The 16,361-nt window shown below is 59.4% G+C and carries 15 protein-coding genes; 4 read left to right on the top strand and 11 right to left on the bottom strand.

What is annotated here, in order from left to right:
• Window position 1 precedes the first annotated feature (1 nt).
• From TRM7557_RS10775 to TRM7557_RS10745, 7 genes are all read right to left on the bottom strand, one after another.
• On the bottom strand, window positions 2-901 hold the full coding sequence (locus tag TRM7557_RS10775) for a lysophospholipid acyltransferase family protein (RefSeq protein WP_058290218.1): 900 nt from the start codon (window positions 899-901) through the stop codon (window positions 2-4).
• A gap of 52 nt (window positions 902-953) precedes the next feature.
• A complete protein-coding gene (locus TRM7557_RS10770; RefSeq protein ID WP_058290245.1) occupies window positions 954-1,223 on the bottom strand; it encodes an HPr family phosphocarrier protein in 270 nt (89 codons plus the stop codon).
• Window positions 1,224-1,231: 8 nt separating this feature from the next.
• Entirely contained in the window at window positions 1,232-1,630 is a 399-nt protein-coding gene (locus TRM7557_RS10765; RefSeq protein WP_058290217.1) for a PTS sugar transporter subunit IIA, read from the bottom strand.
• A 9-nt stretch (window positions 1,631-1,639) separates the two neighbouring features.
• A complete protein-coding gene (rapZ, locus tag TRM7557_RS10760; protein WP_058290216.1) occupies window positions 1,640-2,536 on the bottom strand; it encodes an RNase adapter RapZ in 897 nt (298 codons plus the stop codon).
• Window positions 2,523-2,960, bottom strand: a complete 438-nt coding sequence (locus tag TRM7557_RS10755) for an HPr kinase/phosphorylase (RefSeq protein WP_058290215.1) — start codon at window positions 2,958-2,960, stop codon at window positions 2,523-2,525. The genes rapZ and TRM7557_RS10755 overlap by 14 nt, the downstream gene beginning before the upstream one ends.
• 3 nt (window positions 2,961-2,963) lie before the next feature.
• Window positions 2,964-4,670, bottom strand: a complete 1,707-nt coding sequence (locus TRM7557_RS10750; protein WP_058290214.1) for a sensor histidine kinase — start codon at window positions 4,668-4,670, stop codon at window positions 2,964-2,966.
• A 78-nt stretch (window positions 4,671-4,748) separates the two neighbouring features.
• Complete coding sequence (locus tag TRM7557_RS10745) at window positions 4,749-5,450, bottom strand: response regulator transcription factor (RefSeq protein ID WP_058290213.1); 702 nt, start codon at window positions 5,448-5,450, stop codon at window positions 4,749-4,751.
• A gap of 393 nt (window positions 5,451-5,843) precedes the next feature.
• Here TRM7557_RS10745 and TRM7557_RS10740 point away from each other — a divergent pair, with 393 nt between their 5' ends.
• On the top strand, window positions 5,844-7,442 hold the full coding sequence (locus TRM7557_RS10740; RefSeq protein WP_058290212.1) for a phosphoenolpyruvate carboxykinase: 1,599 nt from the start codon (window positions 5,844-5,846) through the stop codon (window positions 7,440-7,442).
• Between the two features lie 111 nt (window positions 7,443-7,553).
• Here the strand turns inward: TRM7557_RS10740 and dgt are convergent, their stop codons facing one another.
• From dgt to TRM7557_RS10725, 3 genes are all read right to left on the bottom strand, one after another.
• The gene (gene dgt, locus TRM7557_RS10735; RefSeq protein ID WP_058290211.1) at window positions 7,554-8,900 is read right to left on the bottom strand and encodes a dGTP triphosphohydrolase; all 1,347 of its coding nucleotides are present in this window, start codon (window positions 8,898-8,900) and stop codon (window positions 7,554-7,556) included.
• A 74-nt stretch (window positions 8,901-8,974) separates the two neighbouring features.
• Window positions 8,975-9,880, bottom strand: coding sequence for a cation diffusion facilitator family transporter (locus TRM7557_RS10730; protein WP_058290210.1), 906 nt, complete (start codon window positions 9,878-9,880; stop codon window positions 8,975-8,977).
• Between the two features lie 4 nt (window positions 9,881-9,884).
• The gene (locus tag TRM7557_RS10725) at window positions 9,885-10,643 is read right to left on the bottom strand and encodes a sulfite exporter TauE/SafE family protein (protein WP_058290209.1); all 759 of its coding nucleotides are present in this window, start codon (window positions 10,641-10,643) and stop codon (window positions 9,885-9,887) included.
• 148 nt (window positions 10,644-10,791) lie between these two features.
• Here TRM7557_RS10725 and TRM7557_RS10720 point away from each other — a divergent pair, with 148 nt between their 5' ends.
• The 3 genes from TRM7557_RS10720 to TRM7557_RS10710 all read left to right on the top strand — a co-directional run bounded on the left by TRM7557_RS10720 (window position 10,792) and on the right by TRM7557_RS10710 (window position 15,610).
• The gene (locus tag TRM7557_RS10720) at window positions 10,792-12,477 is read left to right on the top strand and encodes an acyl-CoA dehydrogenase family protein (RefSeq protein WP_058290208.1); all 1,686 of its coding nucleotides are present in this window, start codon (window positions 10,792-10,794) and stop codon (window positions 12,475-12,477) included.
• Between the two features lie 254 nt (window positions 12,478-12,731).
• A complete protein-coding gene (locus TRM7557_RS10715) occupies window positions 12,732-15,089 on the top strand; it encodes a methyl-accepting chemotaxis protein (protein ID WP_058290244.1) in 2,358 nt (785 codons plus the stop codon).
• A 59-nt stretch (window positions 15,090-15,148) separates the two neighbouring features.
• Complete coding sequence (locus TRM7557_RS10710) at window positions 15,149-15,610, top strand: hypothetical protein (RefSeq protein ID WP_131727552.1); 462 nt, start codon at window positions 15,149-15,151, stop codon at window positions 15,608-15,610.
• Here TRM7557_RS10710 and recO read toward each other — a convergent pair.
• Window positions 15,591-16,316: a DNA repair protein RecO gene (recO, locus tag TRM7557_RS10705; RefSeq protein ID WP_058290206.1), complete on the bottom strand. Its 726-nt coding sequence runs from the start codon at window positions 16,314-16,316 to the stop codon at window positions 15,591-15,593. The two genes, TRM7557_RS10710 and recO, sit on opposite strands and share 20 nt — an antisense overlap.
• Window positions 16,317-16,361 lie beyond the last annotated feature (45 nt).

Raw genomic sequence — 16,361 nt, 5'->3', positions numbered from 1 at the left:
ATCAGGCCTTGGGCTTCCCAAGCGCCAGCGTGTGCTCTCGCAACCAGGCCATGAAGCCACGCGGGTTGCTGTGCAGCTGCTCCATCTGTTCATCGCTCAGCACCTCGCCGACCACCGGCGCCTGCGGCTTGTTGCAGCTGCGGACGATTTCATGCAGCAGCAGCCCCTGACGCAGGATCGGGGACAGACGGTTGGCGATCTGATACCAGCGGGAATTCGACCCCGGGAAATAGATCGGCACGACCTTAGCGCCGGACCGGCGGATCAGCTGTGCGGTGAACACGTTCCATTCGCGTTCAATCGCCGGGCCAAACCAGCTGTCGGATGACATCACAACGCCCGACGGGAACAGCGCCACCACGCCACCTGCTTTCAGATGGGCCATGGTCTGCGCGCGCATCTCGACCATCTTTTTCTGCGCATCGGGATCATGCGGAAACGGCACCGGGATCATGAACGAGGTCGCGGCCTCGTCCAGACCGGTCAGAACCGAACGCGTCAGAATGCGGTAATCCTGGCGGCGGCGGCCAATCAGATCCGCAAAGATCATCCCATCGACCATGCCGTGCGGGTGGTTCGCCACCACCACCACCGGCCCCTCTTCCGGGATCAGGTCGATCTGTTCCTGCGGCGTCTGAAGCTCGATCCCCATGGTATTGAGGGCCCCGCGCCAGAACTTGTTGCCGCGGTATTCGGCATTGTCGCGCTCGAACTTATTGACCATCCGCAGGATCGTCAGTTTGCCGGTGAACCACTCGATCGCGCGAATCGCAAACGCAGTCCAGCGATCGTCGAACGAATTGGCATAGGTCAGCGTCCGGCGGTCATAGACCTCTCCGGTGCTGTTCTCGGCGATCCCCTGAGTGATGCCAGTATTGTTGTTATGTGCGGTGTCCGCCACGTCTGTCTTCCTGTCCCTGACGGTTCCCTAACGCGGGAAGCGTTGAGCCACTTTAGAAACCTTCGCCGAATTTGTCAGCCACCAATGCCTCTAATGCGTCCGCCAAAGGCTCTGCATCTGGACCGGTGGTTTCGACCTGAATGGTCGTGCCATTGGACGCCGCCAGCATCAAGAGCCCCATAATACTGTCGCCCGAAGCCGACATGCCATCCTTGGAGACCTCGGCCGTGGCGTCAAAACCTTCGACCACTTCGACCAGTTTGGCCGATGCGCGGGCATGAAGGCCCTTTTGATTGATGATTTTAAGTGTCTTCTGCGCCATGATTTTTGTCATGCCCCCTCGGGGCTAATGTTTTGGGAATTGATGTACTTTCGACCGGCTTCCATTGCCTGCCGGACTGCGTCCGCCACCGGCAACTGGCGGGATTTCGCCAGTTTGATCAGCATCGGCAGGTTTGCCCCATAAAGGATACGTCGGTCCGCCGGGCGACAGGCGCGCAACGACAGGTTTGACGGGCTGCCACCAAAAAGATCCACGACCACGACCACGCCCTGCCCCGAATCTACGTCGTCGGCGGCCGCGCAGATTTCGGCCTGTTTGGCCTCGCGGTCATCGTCAACTGCAATGGACACGGATTTCAACGCGGGTTGCGGTCCCACGACGTGTTCCACGGCAGCGCGGTATTCATTGGCCAGCCCCCCATGGGCGACAATCACGATTCCGATCAAGCGGGTCTCTCACTTCTGTTGCTGGCTCTGCAGCTCGCGATGTCTAATTGACACCTGCTGGCCGTCCTCCGCAAGGGCCTCCGCCAGTGTTTCTGCAAGTGTGACCGAACGGTGTTGCCCACCCGTGCAGCCAAAGGCGATGGAAAAATGCGATTTGCCTTCGGCGCGGTAAGCAGGCAGCAGGCTTCGGGTCAGGTCCAGAACCCGGTCAAAGAAATCCGCGAACCGGGCATCCGCGCGCACATAGTCCTGAACCGGCTTGTCCTGACCATTATGTGGACGCAGGGCGGGTTCCCAATAGGGATTGGCAAGGAAGCGGACATCAAACACCATGTCCACATTGCGCGGCAGCCCGCGTTTGTAGGAAAAACTGTGGATCGTCACCGCCAGATCGCGGCCGCCGGGGGCAAAGATCCGTTCGACCTCGGCTTTGAGCTGATGCACGTTCAGATCGGAGGTGTCGATCACCACATCCGCCTCTTCGCGAATAGCCCGCATCAGGTCCAGCTCGCGTTTCACACCCAGTTCCGGGCTTTCGGCAGGCGCCATGGGGTGGCGACGGCGGGTTTCCGAATAGCGGCGCAACAGCACCTCGGGTTCTGCATCCAGATAGACCGCCGTGAATTCCAGATCCGCCCGTGCCGTCAGCATGGCAATCACATCCAAGAGCGCCGCGGTGGAGAAATCCCGGTTGCGCGGATCAAGCCCCAGAACCATCGGGCGGTCGTAGCCGACGCTGTCGACCAGCGCTTCGACCAGTCGCAACGGCAGATTGTCGATGGCCTCAAAACCAAGGTCTTCCAGCGCATTGATCGCCGTTGTCCGCCCGGCCCCGGATGGCCCGGTGATCAGAACCAGCGGCTTTGCGGCGGTGGCGCTGTGCGAGGGGTCGTCACTGTCCGGCATCAGGGTCTATGGCTCCGCACTTGAGGTATTGGATCAGGGAGGCGGCAAAATGCGGTGCATCAACGCGATGCAGAACCGGCAGGGCGCAGCCCAGAATCTCCTCTTCTAGGTGGCGTGGCAGACGGTCTGTGGCAAGGTGGTCCAGATCAACGATCACGTGGAGTTGCGCCTGCGCCACGTGATCGGCCCGCAGAATGCCCACACCGCGCGCCTCGATCAGACCTGCGATCGGATTTGGGGCCCGCGCGATCACGCCGCCTGCCGCTTTGTGGATCTCGCAGCGGTCATCTGCGACCAGCCCCGCGCCGCGGGCCATCAGCTCAAGCGCCAGAGCAGACTTTCCAGCGCCAGAAGCGCCACGGATCAGCACCCCGCGCCCCGCAAGCGAGACGCAGGAGGCATGCAGGATCATCGCTGCTGACATGGATTAGACAGGCAGACCGACCACGAAACGGGCGCCCAACGGTTCAGACGTGAGATCCGCCTCGGTGGGTCGGATGTTTTCGGCCCAAACCACACCGCCATGGGCTTCAATAATCTGCTTGGAGATCGCCAGACCAAGGCCGGAATTATTGCCGAAATGTTCTTCGGGGCGCTGGGAATAGAACCGGTTGAAGATCTTGGTCAGCGCCTGTTCCGGAATGCCGGGACCTGTATCTTCGACCACGACAAGCACACGATTGTCCCGACGACGGGCCCAGACACGGATCGCATCGCCCTCTTCGCAGAAGGAAATCGCATTGGTGATCAGATTGACAAAGACCTGCGCCAGACGGGCCTCCAGGCCATTGATAATGATCGGCTGCTCTGGCATTTCGGTAATATAATCAATGCCCTTGGCTTTTGCATCTTCGCCCAGAAACTGGTTGAGATTGCCCAGCATGTTCAGAAGGTCGAAGTTTTCTTCTTCTTCTTTGACCAGCTCTGCATCCAGACGCGACGCATTGGAGATATCGCTGACCAGACGGTCCAGGCGCCGCACGTCATGTTCGATGACATTCATCAGCTTTTCACGCTGATCATCCCGCTTGACCATGCGCAGGGTGCCCACAGCTGATTGGAGACTTGCCAGCGGGTTTTTGATTTCATGGGCCACATCGGCGGCGAACTGTTCGTTGCTGTCGATGCGGTTATAAAGCGCCTTGACCATGCCGCGCAGCGCGCGGCTCAGACGGCCAATTTCATCAGGGCGCGCCGTGAGGTCGGGGATGCGAATGCGGCCCGGCTTCACTTTGGAGGCGTTTTTATCGCGGCCCAGCTCTGCGGCTTCGGCCAGATCCGCCAGCGGATTGGCAATGGTGGACGCCAAAACAAGGCTCAGCCCCACAGAGACCAGCAGCGCCACAATAAACATCTGTAAGACGCGTTCGCGGTCGGCGCGCACAAGGCTGTCGATTTCCCCCAAAGGAGAAATCACCGCCACAACGGCAACCGGTGTTGTGTCACGCATCACAGGGGTTGCCGCCGAAAACACAGTGCCGCCCGCCTGATCCAGGATTTCGCCGACCTCGGTGCCGCCATCAAAGGCCCCTTTGACAATGCCGCGCAGCTCTTCCGGGGTGACGCCAATGTCATCGCCCGTTGACGCAGGTTCATTGCCAAACAAGGCCCAGACAGACGCCAGCGCATCAGAAATCAGGTTGGAATTGTCAGCGGCTTCATTGAACAGGTTCAGCGCATCGCCACGCCGCACCCCCTTGATGGTGGCCACGGGTGAGAGGGTGGTGTCATAGACAAAGACCTCGACCCCGCCGCGCAGGCTCAGCCCTTCAAGGGTGGCCTCAACATTGATGCCTTCACCGGTGCCAAAGCTGACATCGCCGTCCTGCGGCAGCTGGGCTTCGAACACATCTGCAATCAGCGTTGCCTGCGTCACAAGCGCGCCTGCGCTTTGCCGGACCAGACTTTGGCGGGTGGAGTTCAGATGCAGGATCCCGGTGACCATGATAATCAACGCGATCAGGTTGAAGATGATGATCTTGCGTGTAAGCGGCGATCCCCGAAGCGTGAACAGGCCGCGGCTTGCCCGCTTTTCCTGCATTTCATCGGCAACAGTCTGTTGAGGGGCGACCCAATCGTCCCCCAGCACAACATCTCCATCCTGCCGTTTGTTGGTCATACCGGTGTCGCGCATGCGCGCTCATCTCCAATGGGTCGACGGCTTTGCCGTCTTTGAACCCATCTGTTCTGGGAAACCGCCCCGCGGGGAAGTTTATTCTTCGTTGTAGCGGTAGCCGATCCCGTAAAGGGTCTCGATCGCTGCGAATTCCGAGTCAGCACTGCGCATTTTCTTGCGCAGACGCTTAATGTGGCTGTCGATGGTCCGGTCATCCACATAGACCTGATCATCATAGGCCACATCCATCAGCTGGTCACGGCTTTTGACAAAACCGGGGCGTTGCGCCAGCGCCTGCAGCAGCAGGAATTCGGTCACGGTCAGGGACACATCCTGCCCCTTCCAGCTGACCGCGTGGCGCAGCGGGTCCATCCGCAGGTTGCCGCGTTCCATCACCTTGGTTTCTGCGGTGGGGGCTGTTTCCTCGCCACCGATCGCTTCCTGACGGCGCAGCAGCGCGCGGATGCGTTCGACCAGCAGACGTTGAGAGAACGGTTTCTTGACGTAATCATCCGCGCCCATACGCAGGCCCAGAACCTCATCAATTTCATCATCTTTAGAGGTCAGGAAGATCACCGGCATCTGCGTTTTCTGACGCAGCCGCTGCAAGAGATCCATGCCGTCCATCCGCGGCATCTTAATGTCCAGCACGGCCATATCGGGAAGACGTTTGTTAAACGCATCCAATGCCGCCTGGCCGTCATTATATGTTTCGACCTCGAAACCTTCCGCTTCCAGGGTCATGGAAACGGAAGTCAGAATATTCCTGTCATCGTCGACCAGCGCAATCTTTGACATCGGTTTGCCCTTGTTTCTGCTCGTTCTTGGAACTGTTTTACTTTCTTTTTCACCGTTTCCGGAGGCGAATCAATCCCATTTCACGAATCGGGTAAGGATTTGAGAACGACTGTGGCAAAAACGGGTTACTGTTTACTGAAGTCTGCCATGTGAAGCGACGGTAGCGAAAACATGAAACTGATGGTTGCGCTAAACTTTCCAATGGTTGCGCTAACGTCTCTTCAGCCGCCTATTCAAGCCTGAAAGCAACATGTTAAGACGACTGACACGAGGTGCATGAAGGCGCCTCTTGCCCCCTTTCGTGCCGCAACCATTTGGCATGCCCGTGGGCGCAGCGACACTACCATGCGGCCGTGGTCGGGAACCGCCCCGCCGCCTTCAGGAGAGACACTAATGACATCTGGACGGGTCAACCCGCAATTCCGCCTCGAAGATCAAGGGATCAAAGGGCTGGGCAATGTCTATTACAACCTCATGGAGCCTGCGCTGATCGAGGCGGCTTTGGGCCGTTCCGAGGGCAAACTCGGCAAGGGCGGTGCGTTTCTGGTGACCACCGGCAAATTCACCGGTCGGTCCCCCAAAGACAAACATGTGGTCAAGACAGACAGCGTTGCCGACACCATCTGGTGGGACAACAATGCCGCCATGTCGCCTGAAGGCTTTGACGCGCTTTATGACGATATGCTGGAGCACATGAAGGGCCGCGACTACTTTGTGCAGGATCTGGTGGGCGGCTCTGACCCCGTGCATTCGATCAATGTGCGTATGGTGACCGAACTGGCCTGGCATGGTCTGTTCATCCGCCACATGCTGCGTCGTCCCGACCGTGAGGACCTCGACAGCTTCCTGGCGGATTACACTGTCATCAACTGCCCGTCCTTCCAGGCGAACCCGGAAAAGCACAACTGCCGCTCCGAGACCGTCATTGCGATGAACTTTGACCGCAAGCTGATCCTGATCGGCGGCACCGAATACGCAGGCGAGAACAAAAAATCTGTTTTCACCCTGCTGAACTACCTGCTGCCGGAAAAAGGCATCATGCCGATGCACTGCTCTGCGAACCACGCCAAGGGCAACCCGGTCGACACCGCCGTGTTCTTTGGCCTGTCCGGCACCGGCAAGACCACCCTGTCTGCGGACCCGGATCGCGTGCTGATCGGCGACGACGAGCATGGCTGGGCGAACAACGGCACCTTCAACTTTGAAGGCGGCTGCTACGCCAAGACCATCAACCTGAGCGCCGAGGCCGAGCCCGAGATCTATGCGACCACCGAGAAATTCGGCACCGTGATCGAGAACATGATCTTCGACGAGGAAACTTTTGACCTCGATTTCGAAGATGACAGCCTGACCGCGAACATGCGCTGCGCATACCCGCTGCACTATATTTCCAACGCGTCCGCTTCGGCACGCGGCGGTCACCCGAAGAACATCATCATGCTGACCTGTGATGCCTTTGGTGTTCTGCCTCCGATCGCGCGTCTGACACCTGCGCAGGCGATGTATCACTTCCTGTCGGGCTTCACCTCCAAGGTGGCAGGCACCGAACGTGGCGTGACCGAGCCCGAGCCCACATTTTCGACCTGCTTTGGCGCGCCCTTCATGCCGCGTCGCCCGGAAGTTTACGGCAACCTGCTGCGGGAAAAGATCGCCCAGCACGGTGCGACCTGCTGGCTGGTGAACACCGGCTGGACCGGTGGTGCCTATGGCACAGGGTCCCGCATGCCGATCAAAGCAACCCGTGGCCTGCTGACCGCCGCGCTGGAAGGGTCGCTGGCAGGTGCAGAATTCCGCAAGGATCCGAATTTTGGCTTTGATGTTCCGGTTCAGGTTCCGGGCGTAGCAGAGCTGCTCTTGGATCCGCGTCGCACATGGGACGACAAGGCGGCCTATGACGCGCAGGCGGCAAAGCTGGTTCAGATGTTCTCGGACAACTTTGAACAATATGTCCCCTTCATTGATGAGGACGTGAAAGCCGTCGCGATCTGCTAATCCCAGACGCATCGAATTGACAAAGCCCCCTCTTTGAGGGGGCTTTGTTTTTGGGGCGAGGCTCTGCCTCGCGCTCCGGAGTATTTTTGGCCAAAAGAAGCCTGCGAGCGCTTAGCTGCGGCCGGTGATCATGTCGCGGACTTTCAATGCGTAGCGGTCGGTCATGCCGGATGCGAAATCAGCCAGCGCATGGGCCGCGGTATAGGCATCGGTGACCTCGCGCAGATCAATATCCGCCGCACGCACCCATTTGGCCCAATAGCTGTGGGTGGCCTCCAGGCGTTCTGCGTCCCAGTCGCAGGCAGCGAGGGTCTCGAGCAGCTCTTCAAAGTGGTCAAGGATCAGGTGCAGCACCTGACGGCCGACGATTTCCAGCTCGGTCTTGCGCTGCGCGGTGAAAATCCGCGCATTGGAGATGTCTTTCAGCCGCGTATACGCATCCGCCTTGGAGGAGACCTCCATCAGCCCATCGTTGAAACGCCCCGCCATAATGTCATCGTAGTGGGCAAGGAAAGCCGCCACTGCGGCGTCGATGGATGCGCCAATAGCCATGGCGCGCAGCATGCCAATATAGTCGGCCTGCGTTTGCCCGGCATCCCGTCCCCGGTTCGGCTTGCCTGTGATTTGCTCCAGCAGCTCTGACACCTCAGCGTCTGCTAGGTCCCCCACAGTGGCCGCATCCTCAAGATCGAGAATGCGGTAGCAGATGTCATCTGCGGCCTCGACCAGGAACGCCAGCGGATGACGGCGCCACCAGATTTCGCCGCCTGCGCGCTCTTCTTTCAGGCCCAGCGCGGTGCAGGCCTCCGCGAACAACGGTTGTTCCCCGTGAAACACCCCGAATTTCTTGAGCCCGACATAGGGCTCTTCGGCCTGCCGTTTCGCCGCTGCAGTACAGGGGTATTTGGCAAAAGCACCAATCGTTGCATAGGACAGGCGCATGCCGCCTTCGCGACGGCCCATTTCCAGGCGAGAGACAATGCGGAACCCCTGCGCATTGCCTTCAAACGCCTCGAACTCTGCGCGCAAGGCCTGTGGGATCTGGGCAAAGAGCCCCTGCCCCTTTCGGAACCGTGCCGCAAACCATTCGCCAATGCTGTCTTCGCCGGAATGCCCAAAGGGCGGGTTGCCAATGTCATGCACCAGACAGGCCGCCTGCGCGGTGCCCGCCATCACGTGCTGCTGGCCCTCTTCGATCAGGCCTTGCGCCACCAATGCCTCGCCCACTTGAATGCCCAGCGACCGTCCCACCGAAGACGTCTCCATCGAGTGGATCATCCGGTGATGGACATGATCGTGATTGTACAAAGGATGCACCTGCGTCTTCTGGGCAAGACGGCGAAAAGGTTCAGAGAACAGGATCCGGTCATAGTCCTGCGCATAGGCCGGGCGACCAGGCTTGTCTGTATAGTCGGGGCGGCACAGGCGTCCCTGATTCAGAAGCTGCGTCCAGTCCATCTTGCTCTCCTTCGTGTGGGTTGCCCCTAGAAAGCGGTTTTGGACGCGGGATGCAATGTTGGAAAACAGCCCTGTCAGTCTGCAATCGGGGCGATGCCGCCGGGTTCCAGTTTTGTTTCCGGCTCCACGTGAATCGTGACTTCCACACCGGGCAGCGCCGCGGTCAGCTTGGCTTCGAGGTGGTCACAGATTGCATGGCTTTCGGCGACGCTCATACGGCCGTCCACAACCATGTGAAATTCCACAAACAGCACTTGGGCCGCGCGCCGGGTTTTGATCCCGTGGACCTGCAGCGCCCCTTCGGCATTGGTGTGGATGATCTCGCGGATCTGGGCTTGTTCGTCGTCGCTGGCGGCGCTGTCCATCAGTCCGGCAACGGAGTCTGACACCACATGCAGCCCTTCCCGCAGGATGTTCACGGCGACCAGAAGCGCAATAATGGGGTCCAGAATACTCCACCCCGTGGCAAGCACCAGCAGCAGCCCGACCAGAACCCCGACCGAGGTCCAGACATCGCTCATCAGATGGCGACCACCGGCAGAAAACGCTGGCGAATTGAGCCGCCCCCCAGCCAGGATCAGCGCCCGCGCCCAAAGGAAATTGGCCGCCATTGCAATGGCATTGATGCCCAGCGCCCAGACACCCCAGTCCGCATGTGTTCCGGTCACAATGGCCTCAACCGCCTGCTCGACGATCAGCACCGCGGCAAGGATGATCAGAAACCCTTCGGCAACGGCAGAAAAATACTCTGCCTTGTGGTGGCCAAAGGGGTGGTCCTCGTCTGCCGGGCGTTGCGCATAGCGCACGGCAAACCACGCCAGAACGGCCGCAGAGACGTTAACAAGGCTCTCCATCGCGTCGGAAAACAGGGCAATGGAGCCCGACATATACCAGGCCGCCAGCTTGAACAGCAGCACCAGCACCGACACCAGAATGGAGCCGGTGGCGATCTGCCCCGCTGTCAGCTTGTTCAGTCCCATCTGCCTATCCCATCACCGCGCGCCGGATCAGATTAGCACCTGCCAGTAAAAGAACCACCAATGTGGCCCGGCGAAACCCGGCCTGATCGATCCGCTCCTGCAGCCGCCCGCCAATCCACATGCCCGCAAGGGCTGGCACCACCAGAAGGGCAGAAAACGGCACTGTCTCTGCCCGGATCACGCCCGAGCCCACGTGGGCCACGAACAACAGCACTGCGCCGAGGCCATAGATCACCCCCTGCACCCGCATCTGTTCGTGTTTTTCGGTGTTCAGCGCGGTCAGATAGGCCACCGTGGGCGGCCCCCAGACGCCAGAAAACCCGCCGACAAACCCGGCGAGTGCGGCAATGGCAATCTCGACCCGCTGCGAGGCTTGCCGCAACACCAGCGCGAACCCCATCAATTGACTGATCGCAAAAAGGGTCATTGGGATCCCAATGGCCAACAGCATGACATGCGCAGGCATGATCCGCACCAGCTGCGCACTGGCGAGCAGCATCACTCCGCCCACCATCAGGAAGACCCGAAACCGTCTGATCGACCCCCAGGCCGCCTTCCAGCCCTGACGCAGCGCCTGCACCCCATTGGTGGCCAGTGTCGGCAAGATCAGCCCAGCCAGCGCCAGTTCCGGCGCGATCACCGAACTCAGGCCCGAAATCATAATCATCGGCATGGCAAAGCCGACCAGCCCTTTGACCAGACCGGCCCCTAACGCAACGAAACAGGCCACAAAAATCGCAAAAGGAGAAAGCAGTTCTATCATAGATGCAGAGCTATCACATTTGCTCTGCGCTGCGCCGCCAAAATCGGCAAGGTAATTTTAAATCTAAACCCAGCGTCACGGCGTATTTATGTTGCGCTGCAAGTGCAAAGTAAGCTACCCATATGCGACCCCTGAGGAGGACTGATTCATGGCGCACGACGGACAGGATTTGGAAATGAAACCGATTGTACTTCCGGAACTGCTGAAACTGACCGGCGCGGCGCTGCCCCCGCTGGAGGCCCTGTTTGAAACCGCCCGCGCATCCGTGCGCGACATGGTGAGCGAAGGCGACCGCGTCTCGGGCGCGCTGGTCGAGGCCAATCAATACGCCGCCCACGGCCTGTCGTGGCTGGCCACCTATGTCTACTCCCTGCGTCAGATGCAACGCTGGGCCGAGGCGCTAGACGCTGAGGGCAATTTCTCGGAAATGGAAGCGTTGATCCACCAGATCGCCTTTGGCGAATACCTCTGGCAGGTCTATGGCGGCATCCAGATGAATCAGGGCGAGATTATCCGCCTGCAGGATTTGGGCCTGTCGCAGGACGACATGCGCGGGTTGATGAGCACAGAGGTCATGACCCTGACCCAATCCGGCAACACCCAGGCCGCGCGCTCGCGTCTGGTGGAACTGATGGAGCAGCAGGCAGGATCGACCATGTTCGGCGCCTCCGGCCTGGATGAAGAGCTGGAGATGATCCGCGACCAGTTCCGCCGTTATGCGCAAGAGAAAGTCGAACCTTACGCTCATGAATGGCACCTCAAAGACGAGCTGATCCCAATGGAGGTCATCGAGGAGCTGGCCGAAATGGGTGTCTTCGGCCTGACCATCCCCGAAGAATTCGGCGGCTTTGGCCTGTCCAAGGCGTCGATGTGCGTGGTGTCCGAGGAACTGTCGCGCGGCTATATCGGGGTGGGTTCCCTTGGCACGCGGTCTGAAATCGCGGCGGAACTGATTATCGCCGGTGGCACCGACGAACAGAAGGCCAACTGGCTGCCGAAACTCGCCAGCGCCGAAATCCTGCCGACAGCCGTGTTCACCGAACCCAACACCGGTTCGGACCTTGGCTCCTTGCGCACCCGCGCGGTGAAAAACGCCGAGGGCGATTACGAGATCACCGGCAACAAGACCTGGATCACCCATGCGGCGCGGACCCATGTGATGACCCTCTTGGCGCGCACAGACCCCTCCAGCGACAACCACCGGGGCCTGTCGATGTTCCTCGCCGAGAAAACCCCCGGCACGGACGAGGCCCCCTTCCCAACCCCCGGCATGACCGGCGGCGAGATCGAGGTTCTGGGCTACCGTGGCATGAAGGAATACGAGCTGGGCTTTGACGGCTTCAAAGTGAAAGGTGAAAACCTTCTGGGCGGCGAAGAAGGCAAAGGCTTCAAACAGCTGATGGAAACCTTCGAGAGCGCCCGCATCCAGACCGCCGCCCGCGCCATTGGCGTGGCGCAATCGGCGCTGGATATTGGCATGCAATATGCCCAAGATCGCAAACAGTTCGGCAACAGCCTGATCAACTTCCCCCGGGTGTCGTCGAAACTGGCGATGATGGCGGTAGAAATCATGGTGGCGCGCCAGCTGACCTATTTCTCCGCCTGGGAGAAAGATCACGGCCACCGCTGCGATCTTGAGGCCGGCATGGCGAAACTGCTGGGCGCGCGTGTGGCTTGGGCGGCGGCCGACAATGGCCTGCAGATCCACGGCGGCAACGGCTTTGCGCTGGAATACAAGATCTCACGCGTGCTGTGCGATGCCCGTATCCTCAATATTTTCGAAGGTGCTGCGGAAATCCAAGCACAGGTCATCGCGCGCCGCCTGTTGGCATGACCCACTGAGTTTCATCGCAAAAGAAAGGTTCAGGGCCCGCCATTTTGGCGGGCCTTTGTCGTTTTGGGCAGCGGTAAGTATGCGAATTTTTAAATCTTGCAAAAATGGGGCGGCTCTCTCGTCCGATTTTACGAACCGCTCACGAAGGCGTTAGGATTTACACCATTTTGCTCCCGTAGCGTTTTGGTAACCGTCTTAGAACCTTAATCCGTGCCCTTGTTTGCGGGGCAATTGGTATGGAGCTGACTTCGCCAATGACCGCCTTTTTTTCCAATATGAAGCTCGCCAAGAAGCTTCCCCTTCTGATCACGATCCCAACTGTCTTGTTTGTCACCCTGTCCGGCGGCCTTCAGCTCTGGCAGGCTGAACGCATCCTCGATCAGGAACATCGCGCCGCCTACTCCTCGCTGGTCAAAGAACGTGGCGAAGCCCTGACGCGCTGGATTGAAGCGATCGAAAAAGACGTTGAAGCCCTGGCGCAGAATGTCGCCATTCGCGAAGCCATCGTGGAATTTGATACCGCTTGGGACACACTTGCGGGTCAACCCGGTGTCAACGTCGGCGAAACCCTGCGCAGCCTCTATATCTCAGACAACCCGCACCCGATCGGTGCCAAGGATGAACTGGTCGATGCAGGCGATGGCTCTGCCTGGAGCGCGGCACATGACCATCACCATGTCTCGATGCGCACCTTCCAGCGGGCCCGCGGCTATTATGATCTGTTCCTCTTTGATCATGCGGGTAACTTGATCTACTCGGTCTTCAAGGAAGATGACTTTGGCCTGAATTTCATTTCCGGCAAATACAAGGACAGCGGTCTGGGTGAGGTGTTCCAGGAAGGCATCAAACTTAGCGATGGGGCGTTCCATATGACCTCAATTGCGCCCTATGCGCCCAGCGCAGATGCCCCCGCCATGTTTCTGTCGGCCCCAGTGTTCGACAACGGCCAAGCCATCGGGGTTGTCGCCGTCCAAGTGCCCCTAGACGTGATGAGCAATATTCTTGCCGATTCCAGTGTTCTGGGGGAAACGGGTCTGGTGTTCCTTGTCGACCAAAGTGGGCGGGCCTTGACCCAATCGCCGCATGAAGGCGGGTTTCAAGCGCTCGACCCCTTGACGAGCAGCGCACAAATCACCGCTGCGCTCGCGGATGAAGTTGCCTATTTCGACAATGTTCCCGGCACCTCGGGCACGACAGTTGTTGCAGCCACCGGTTCCATCGAAACCCCGCGCGGGGATCATTGGGGACTGGTGTTGGAAATTGATCGCGCAGAAGCCATGGCCTCTGGCCGACAGCTGGCCATGATTACGCTTGTCGGTCTCGGCATCACGGCAATTTTGCTCGCCATATTGTCCACATTTGTGGCCCGCGGGGTCACACGCCGTATTGGTCGTCTGGCCTCAGAAATGCAGCAGGTCGCCGAAGAAAAATACGACCTCGACATTCATGACGCCGACCGCCAGGACGAAATTGGCCAAAGCGCACAGACACTGCTGAAGCTGACGCAAAAATTGCAGGCCGGGGCCGAAGCGCAACGTCGCGAAGCCAAGAGTCAGGAAGACAACCGCAAAGTGGTAAAGCTTCTTGGCAATGCGCTGGTCGATCTGGCCAAAGGCGACTTCCGAAATCAGGTGACAGAGTTCTTCCCAGAAGAACACAAAAGCCTGCGATACAGCATCAATGATGCGCTGACCGGTTTGAACAAGGTCATCCTGAATGTCTCTGAGGCGGCGGTCAGCATTCAGCGTGGCTCGCAAGAGATTTCCAGCGCCTCGGATGAACTGTCTGGCCGTACCGAAAGCCAGGCTGCAACTCTGGAACAGACCGTCGCTGCCCTTGAGACGATCACCAATAGCGTCAAAGACGCTGCCAGCAATGTGCGCGAAGTCGAAAACACAGTGACCACAGCCCGCGACGAAGCGCGCGAAAGTGGTGAGGTGGTGCGAGAGACGGTGAAAGCCATCTCCGAGGTGGAGGCCTCGTCCAAGCATATCGCGCAGATTATTGGCGTGATTGACGACATCGCCTTCCAGACCAACCTGCTGGCGCTGAACGCCGGTGTTGAAGCCGCCCGCGCCGGAGAGGCAGGGCGCGGGTTTGCCGTGGTCGCCAGCGAAGTCCGCGCTCTTGCGCAGCGGGCCTCGGATGCGGCACTCGAGATCAAAACACTGATCGAAAGCAGCGGCCAACAGGTGGACCGCGGTGTCGAACTGGTGAACCGCACGGGCGAAGCCCTGGAACAGATCGTGTCCCGGGTCACCAATATCTCGGACCTTGTGTCGTCGATCGCGAAAGCAGCCGATGAACAATCCCATGCGCTCGAAGAGATCAACACCGGCATGTCCCAATTGGACCGCGTGACGCAGGACAACGCGGCCATGGTCGAAGAAACAAATGCGGCAAGCCAAATGCTGCGCTCGGACTCCGACAGTCTTTGGAACCTCGTCGGCAGTTTCCAAACCGATCGCGCGGCAGCAGGCAATGCGCCAACATCTACGCCCGCGCCGGACGCCCCAGTGAATAATGGCCCCTCTTCTATGGAAGAGGCCGCCATGGAAGACCCTTTTGTCGAAGAGAAAAAGGTCGCCAATGACAAATGGGAAGATTTCTAAAGCGCGCGACACGCACCACAAAGATTGACCTGCGCTTCTGCATATCGCTCCATAGGGGCATGCAGTGTAAATACCTCAATAGGGGCGCGGCTTACCTCGCCCTGGTTCTGATCGCGACGCTGACGCAGGGCTGTCTTCGGACCGAAACAGTCGCGGCCTATGGGGCTGCGGCCGGGATTTGGGATCTGGAGCAGATCCTTGGCCCAAACCAGACCGCCAATGAGAACACCGTTCTGCCCGCCCGGCTGAACCTGCAATTTTCAGGGCCGACGCAGGTGCAGGCCAACACGCGGTGCCTGTCCCTGACAGCGCGCAACACGGCGCCGTACCCTTGGTTCAGGTTGGAACAAACCCGGATGTCGCGCCCGTCTGGCTGTGTCGCGTCCCGAGACGATGCCAGCACTATGGCGCTTTTGCAGTCGCGAACAGAAGTCGAGGTCAGCGGACCGTTTCTTATTCTGCGAGCTCAGGACAGAACAGAGATGGTGTTTACCCAAGAAATCAGAGGCGACGCGCAATAAGGTCCATAAACCGGCCGCGTTGTTCAGGCACAGGTCTGTTGCCCAAGGCCGGTGCCAGTTTCGCCTCGAGGAAGTAGCCTGTGGTGCGCAGCGCGCGCAAAATTTCTGCGTCGTCTGCGTCACCTTGGCCCAGCATCACCGGCGGCAGGGGCAAAAGCCGATCGACCCAATCCCCAGCCCCAGCATGGGACACCGCACGCCCGGATTTTGGTGAAACATAGGCCAACCCCTCTGACGCCCCTGTGACCGCACAGGACGACAGATCAATGCCAAACCCAAGTTCCTCAAGAAGCGCCATTTCCCAGCGCAGATAGGCCAGTGGCCATAGGTCGTCTTGCCCAAGCAGGTCCAGCAACTGTTCGCTGCGACGGTAAAGGGACAGATGGGCTTCGCGTTCCGGCAGGGCAAAACTCAGCAATGCGCACACCGCATTCAGACCCGCAAGCGCCAGTCGAGAGTTCAGGGCAACCGCCGCGCGGCTGCGCAGGGGTTCGGCCTGATAAGAGCCCAGATGATCTTCGAGCCGCGCCCGCCATGTCAGGTCCAGCTGTGCACCGGGCTGCAGAACAGGTGCCATGCGACGCCCCGCACCGCCGCGCACGACACCCGCATGACGGCCGTGCTGTTCGGTAAAGACGTCAATAATCGCACCGCTTTCACCGTGGCGGCGCACGGTCAGCAAAATGCCCTGATCACTCCATTCCATGGCAGTACCTTCCATCATTTCGTCCGCCCGGCAAGAGGAACATCA

The organism is Tritonibacter multivorans (assembly GCF_001458415.1).
Classification (GTDB): domain Bacteria; phylum Pseudomonadota; class Alphaproteobacteria; order Rhodobacterales; family Rhodobacteraceae; genus Epibacterium; species Epibacterium multivorans.
Note: the sequence above shows the minus strand (reverse complement) of the source record. Positions and strands in the feature narration are given on the sequence as shown.

Coding starts and splice junctions, on each gene's coding strand:
- TRM7557_RS10750 (WP_058290214.1), bottom strand. CDS start 4,670: ATGCGCGACACCGGTATGACCAACAAACGGCAGGATGGAGATGTTGTG.
- TRM7557_RS10710 (WP_131727552.1), top strand. CDS start 15,149: ATGCAGTGTAAATACCTCAATAGGGGCGCGGCTTACCTCGCCCTGGTT.
- TRM7557_RS10770 (WP_058290245.1), bottom strand. CDS start 1,223: ATGGCGCAGAAGACACTTAAAATCATCAATCAAAAGGGCCTTCATGCC.
- rapZ (WP_058290216.1), bottom strand. CDS start 2,536: ATGCCGGACAGTGACGACCCCTCGCACAGCGCCACCGCCGCAAAGCCG.
- TRM7557_RS10740 (WP_058290212.1), top strand. CDS start 5,844: ATGACATCTGGACGGGTCAACCCGCAATTCCGCCTCGAAGATCAAGGG.
- TRM7557_RS10755 (WP_058290215.1), bottom strand. CDS start 2,960: ATGTCAGCAGCGATGATCCTGCATGCCTCCTGCGTCTCGCTTGCGGGG.
- recO (WP_058290206.1), bottom strand. CDS start 16,316: ATGGAATGGAGTGATCAGGGCATTTTGCTGACCGTGCGCCGCCACGGT.
- TRM7557_RS10730 (WP_058290210.1), bottom strand. CDS start 9,880: ATGGGACTGAACAAGCTGACAGCGGGGCAGATCGCCACCGGCTCCATT.
- TRM7557_RS10745 (WP_058290213.1), bottom strand. CDS start 5,450: ATGTCAAAGATTGCGCTGGTCGACGATGACAGGAATATTCTGACTTCC.
- TRM7557_RS10720 (WP_058290208.1), top strand. CDS start 10,792: ATGGCGCACGACGGACAGGATTTGGAAATGAAACCGATTGTACTTCCG.
- dgt (WP_058290211.1), bottom strand. CDS start 8,900: ATGGACTGGACGCAGCTTCTGAATCAGGGACGCCTGTGCCGCCCCGAC.
- TRM7557_RS10715 (WP_058290244.1), top strand. CDS start 12,732: ATGACCGCCTTTTTTTCCAATATGAAGCTCGCCAAGAAGCTTCCCCTT.
- TRM7557_RS10725 (WP_058290209.1), bottom strand. CDS start 10,643: ATGATAGAACTGCTTTCTCCTTTTGCGATTTTTGTGGCCTGTTTCGTT.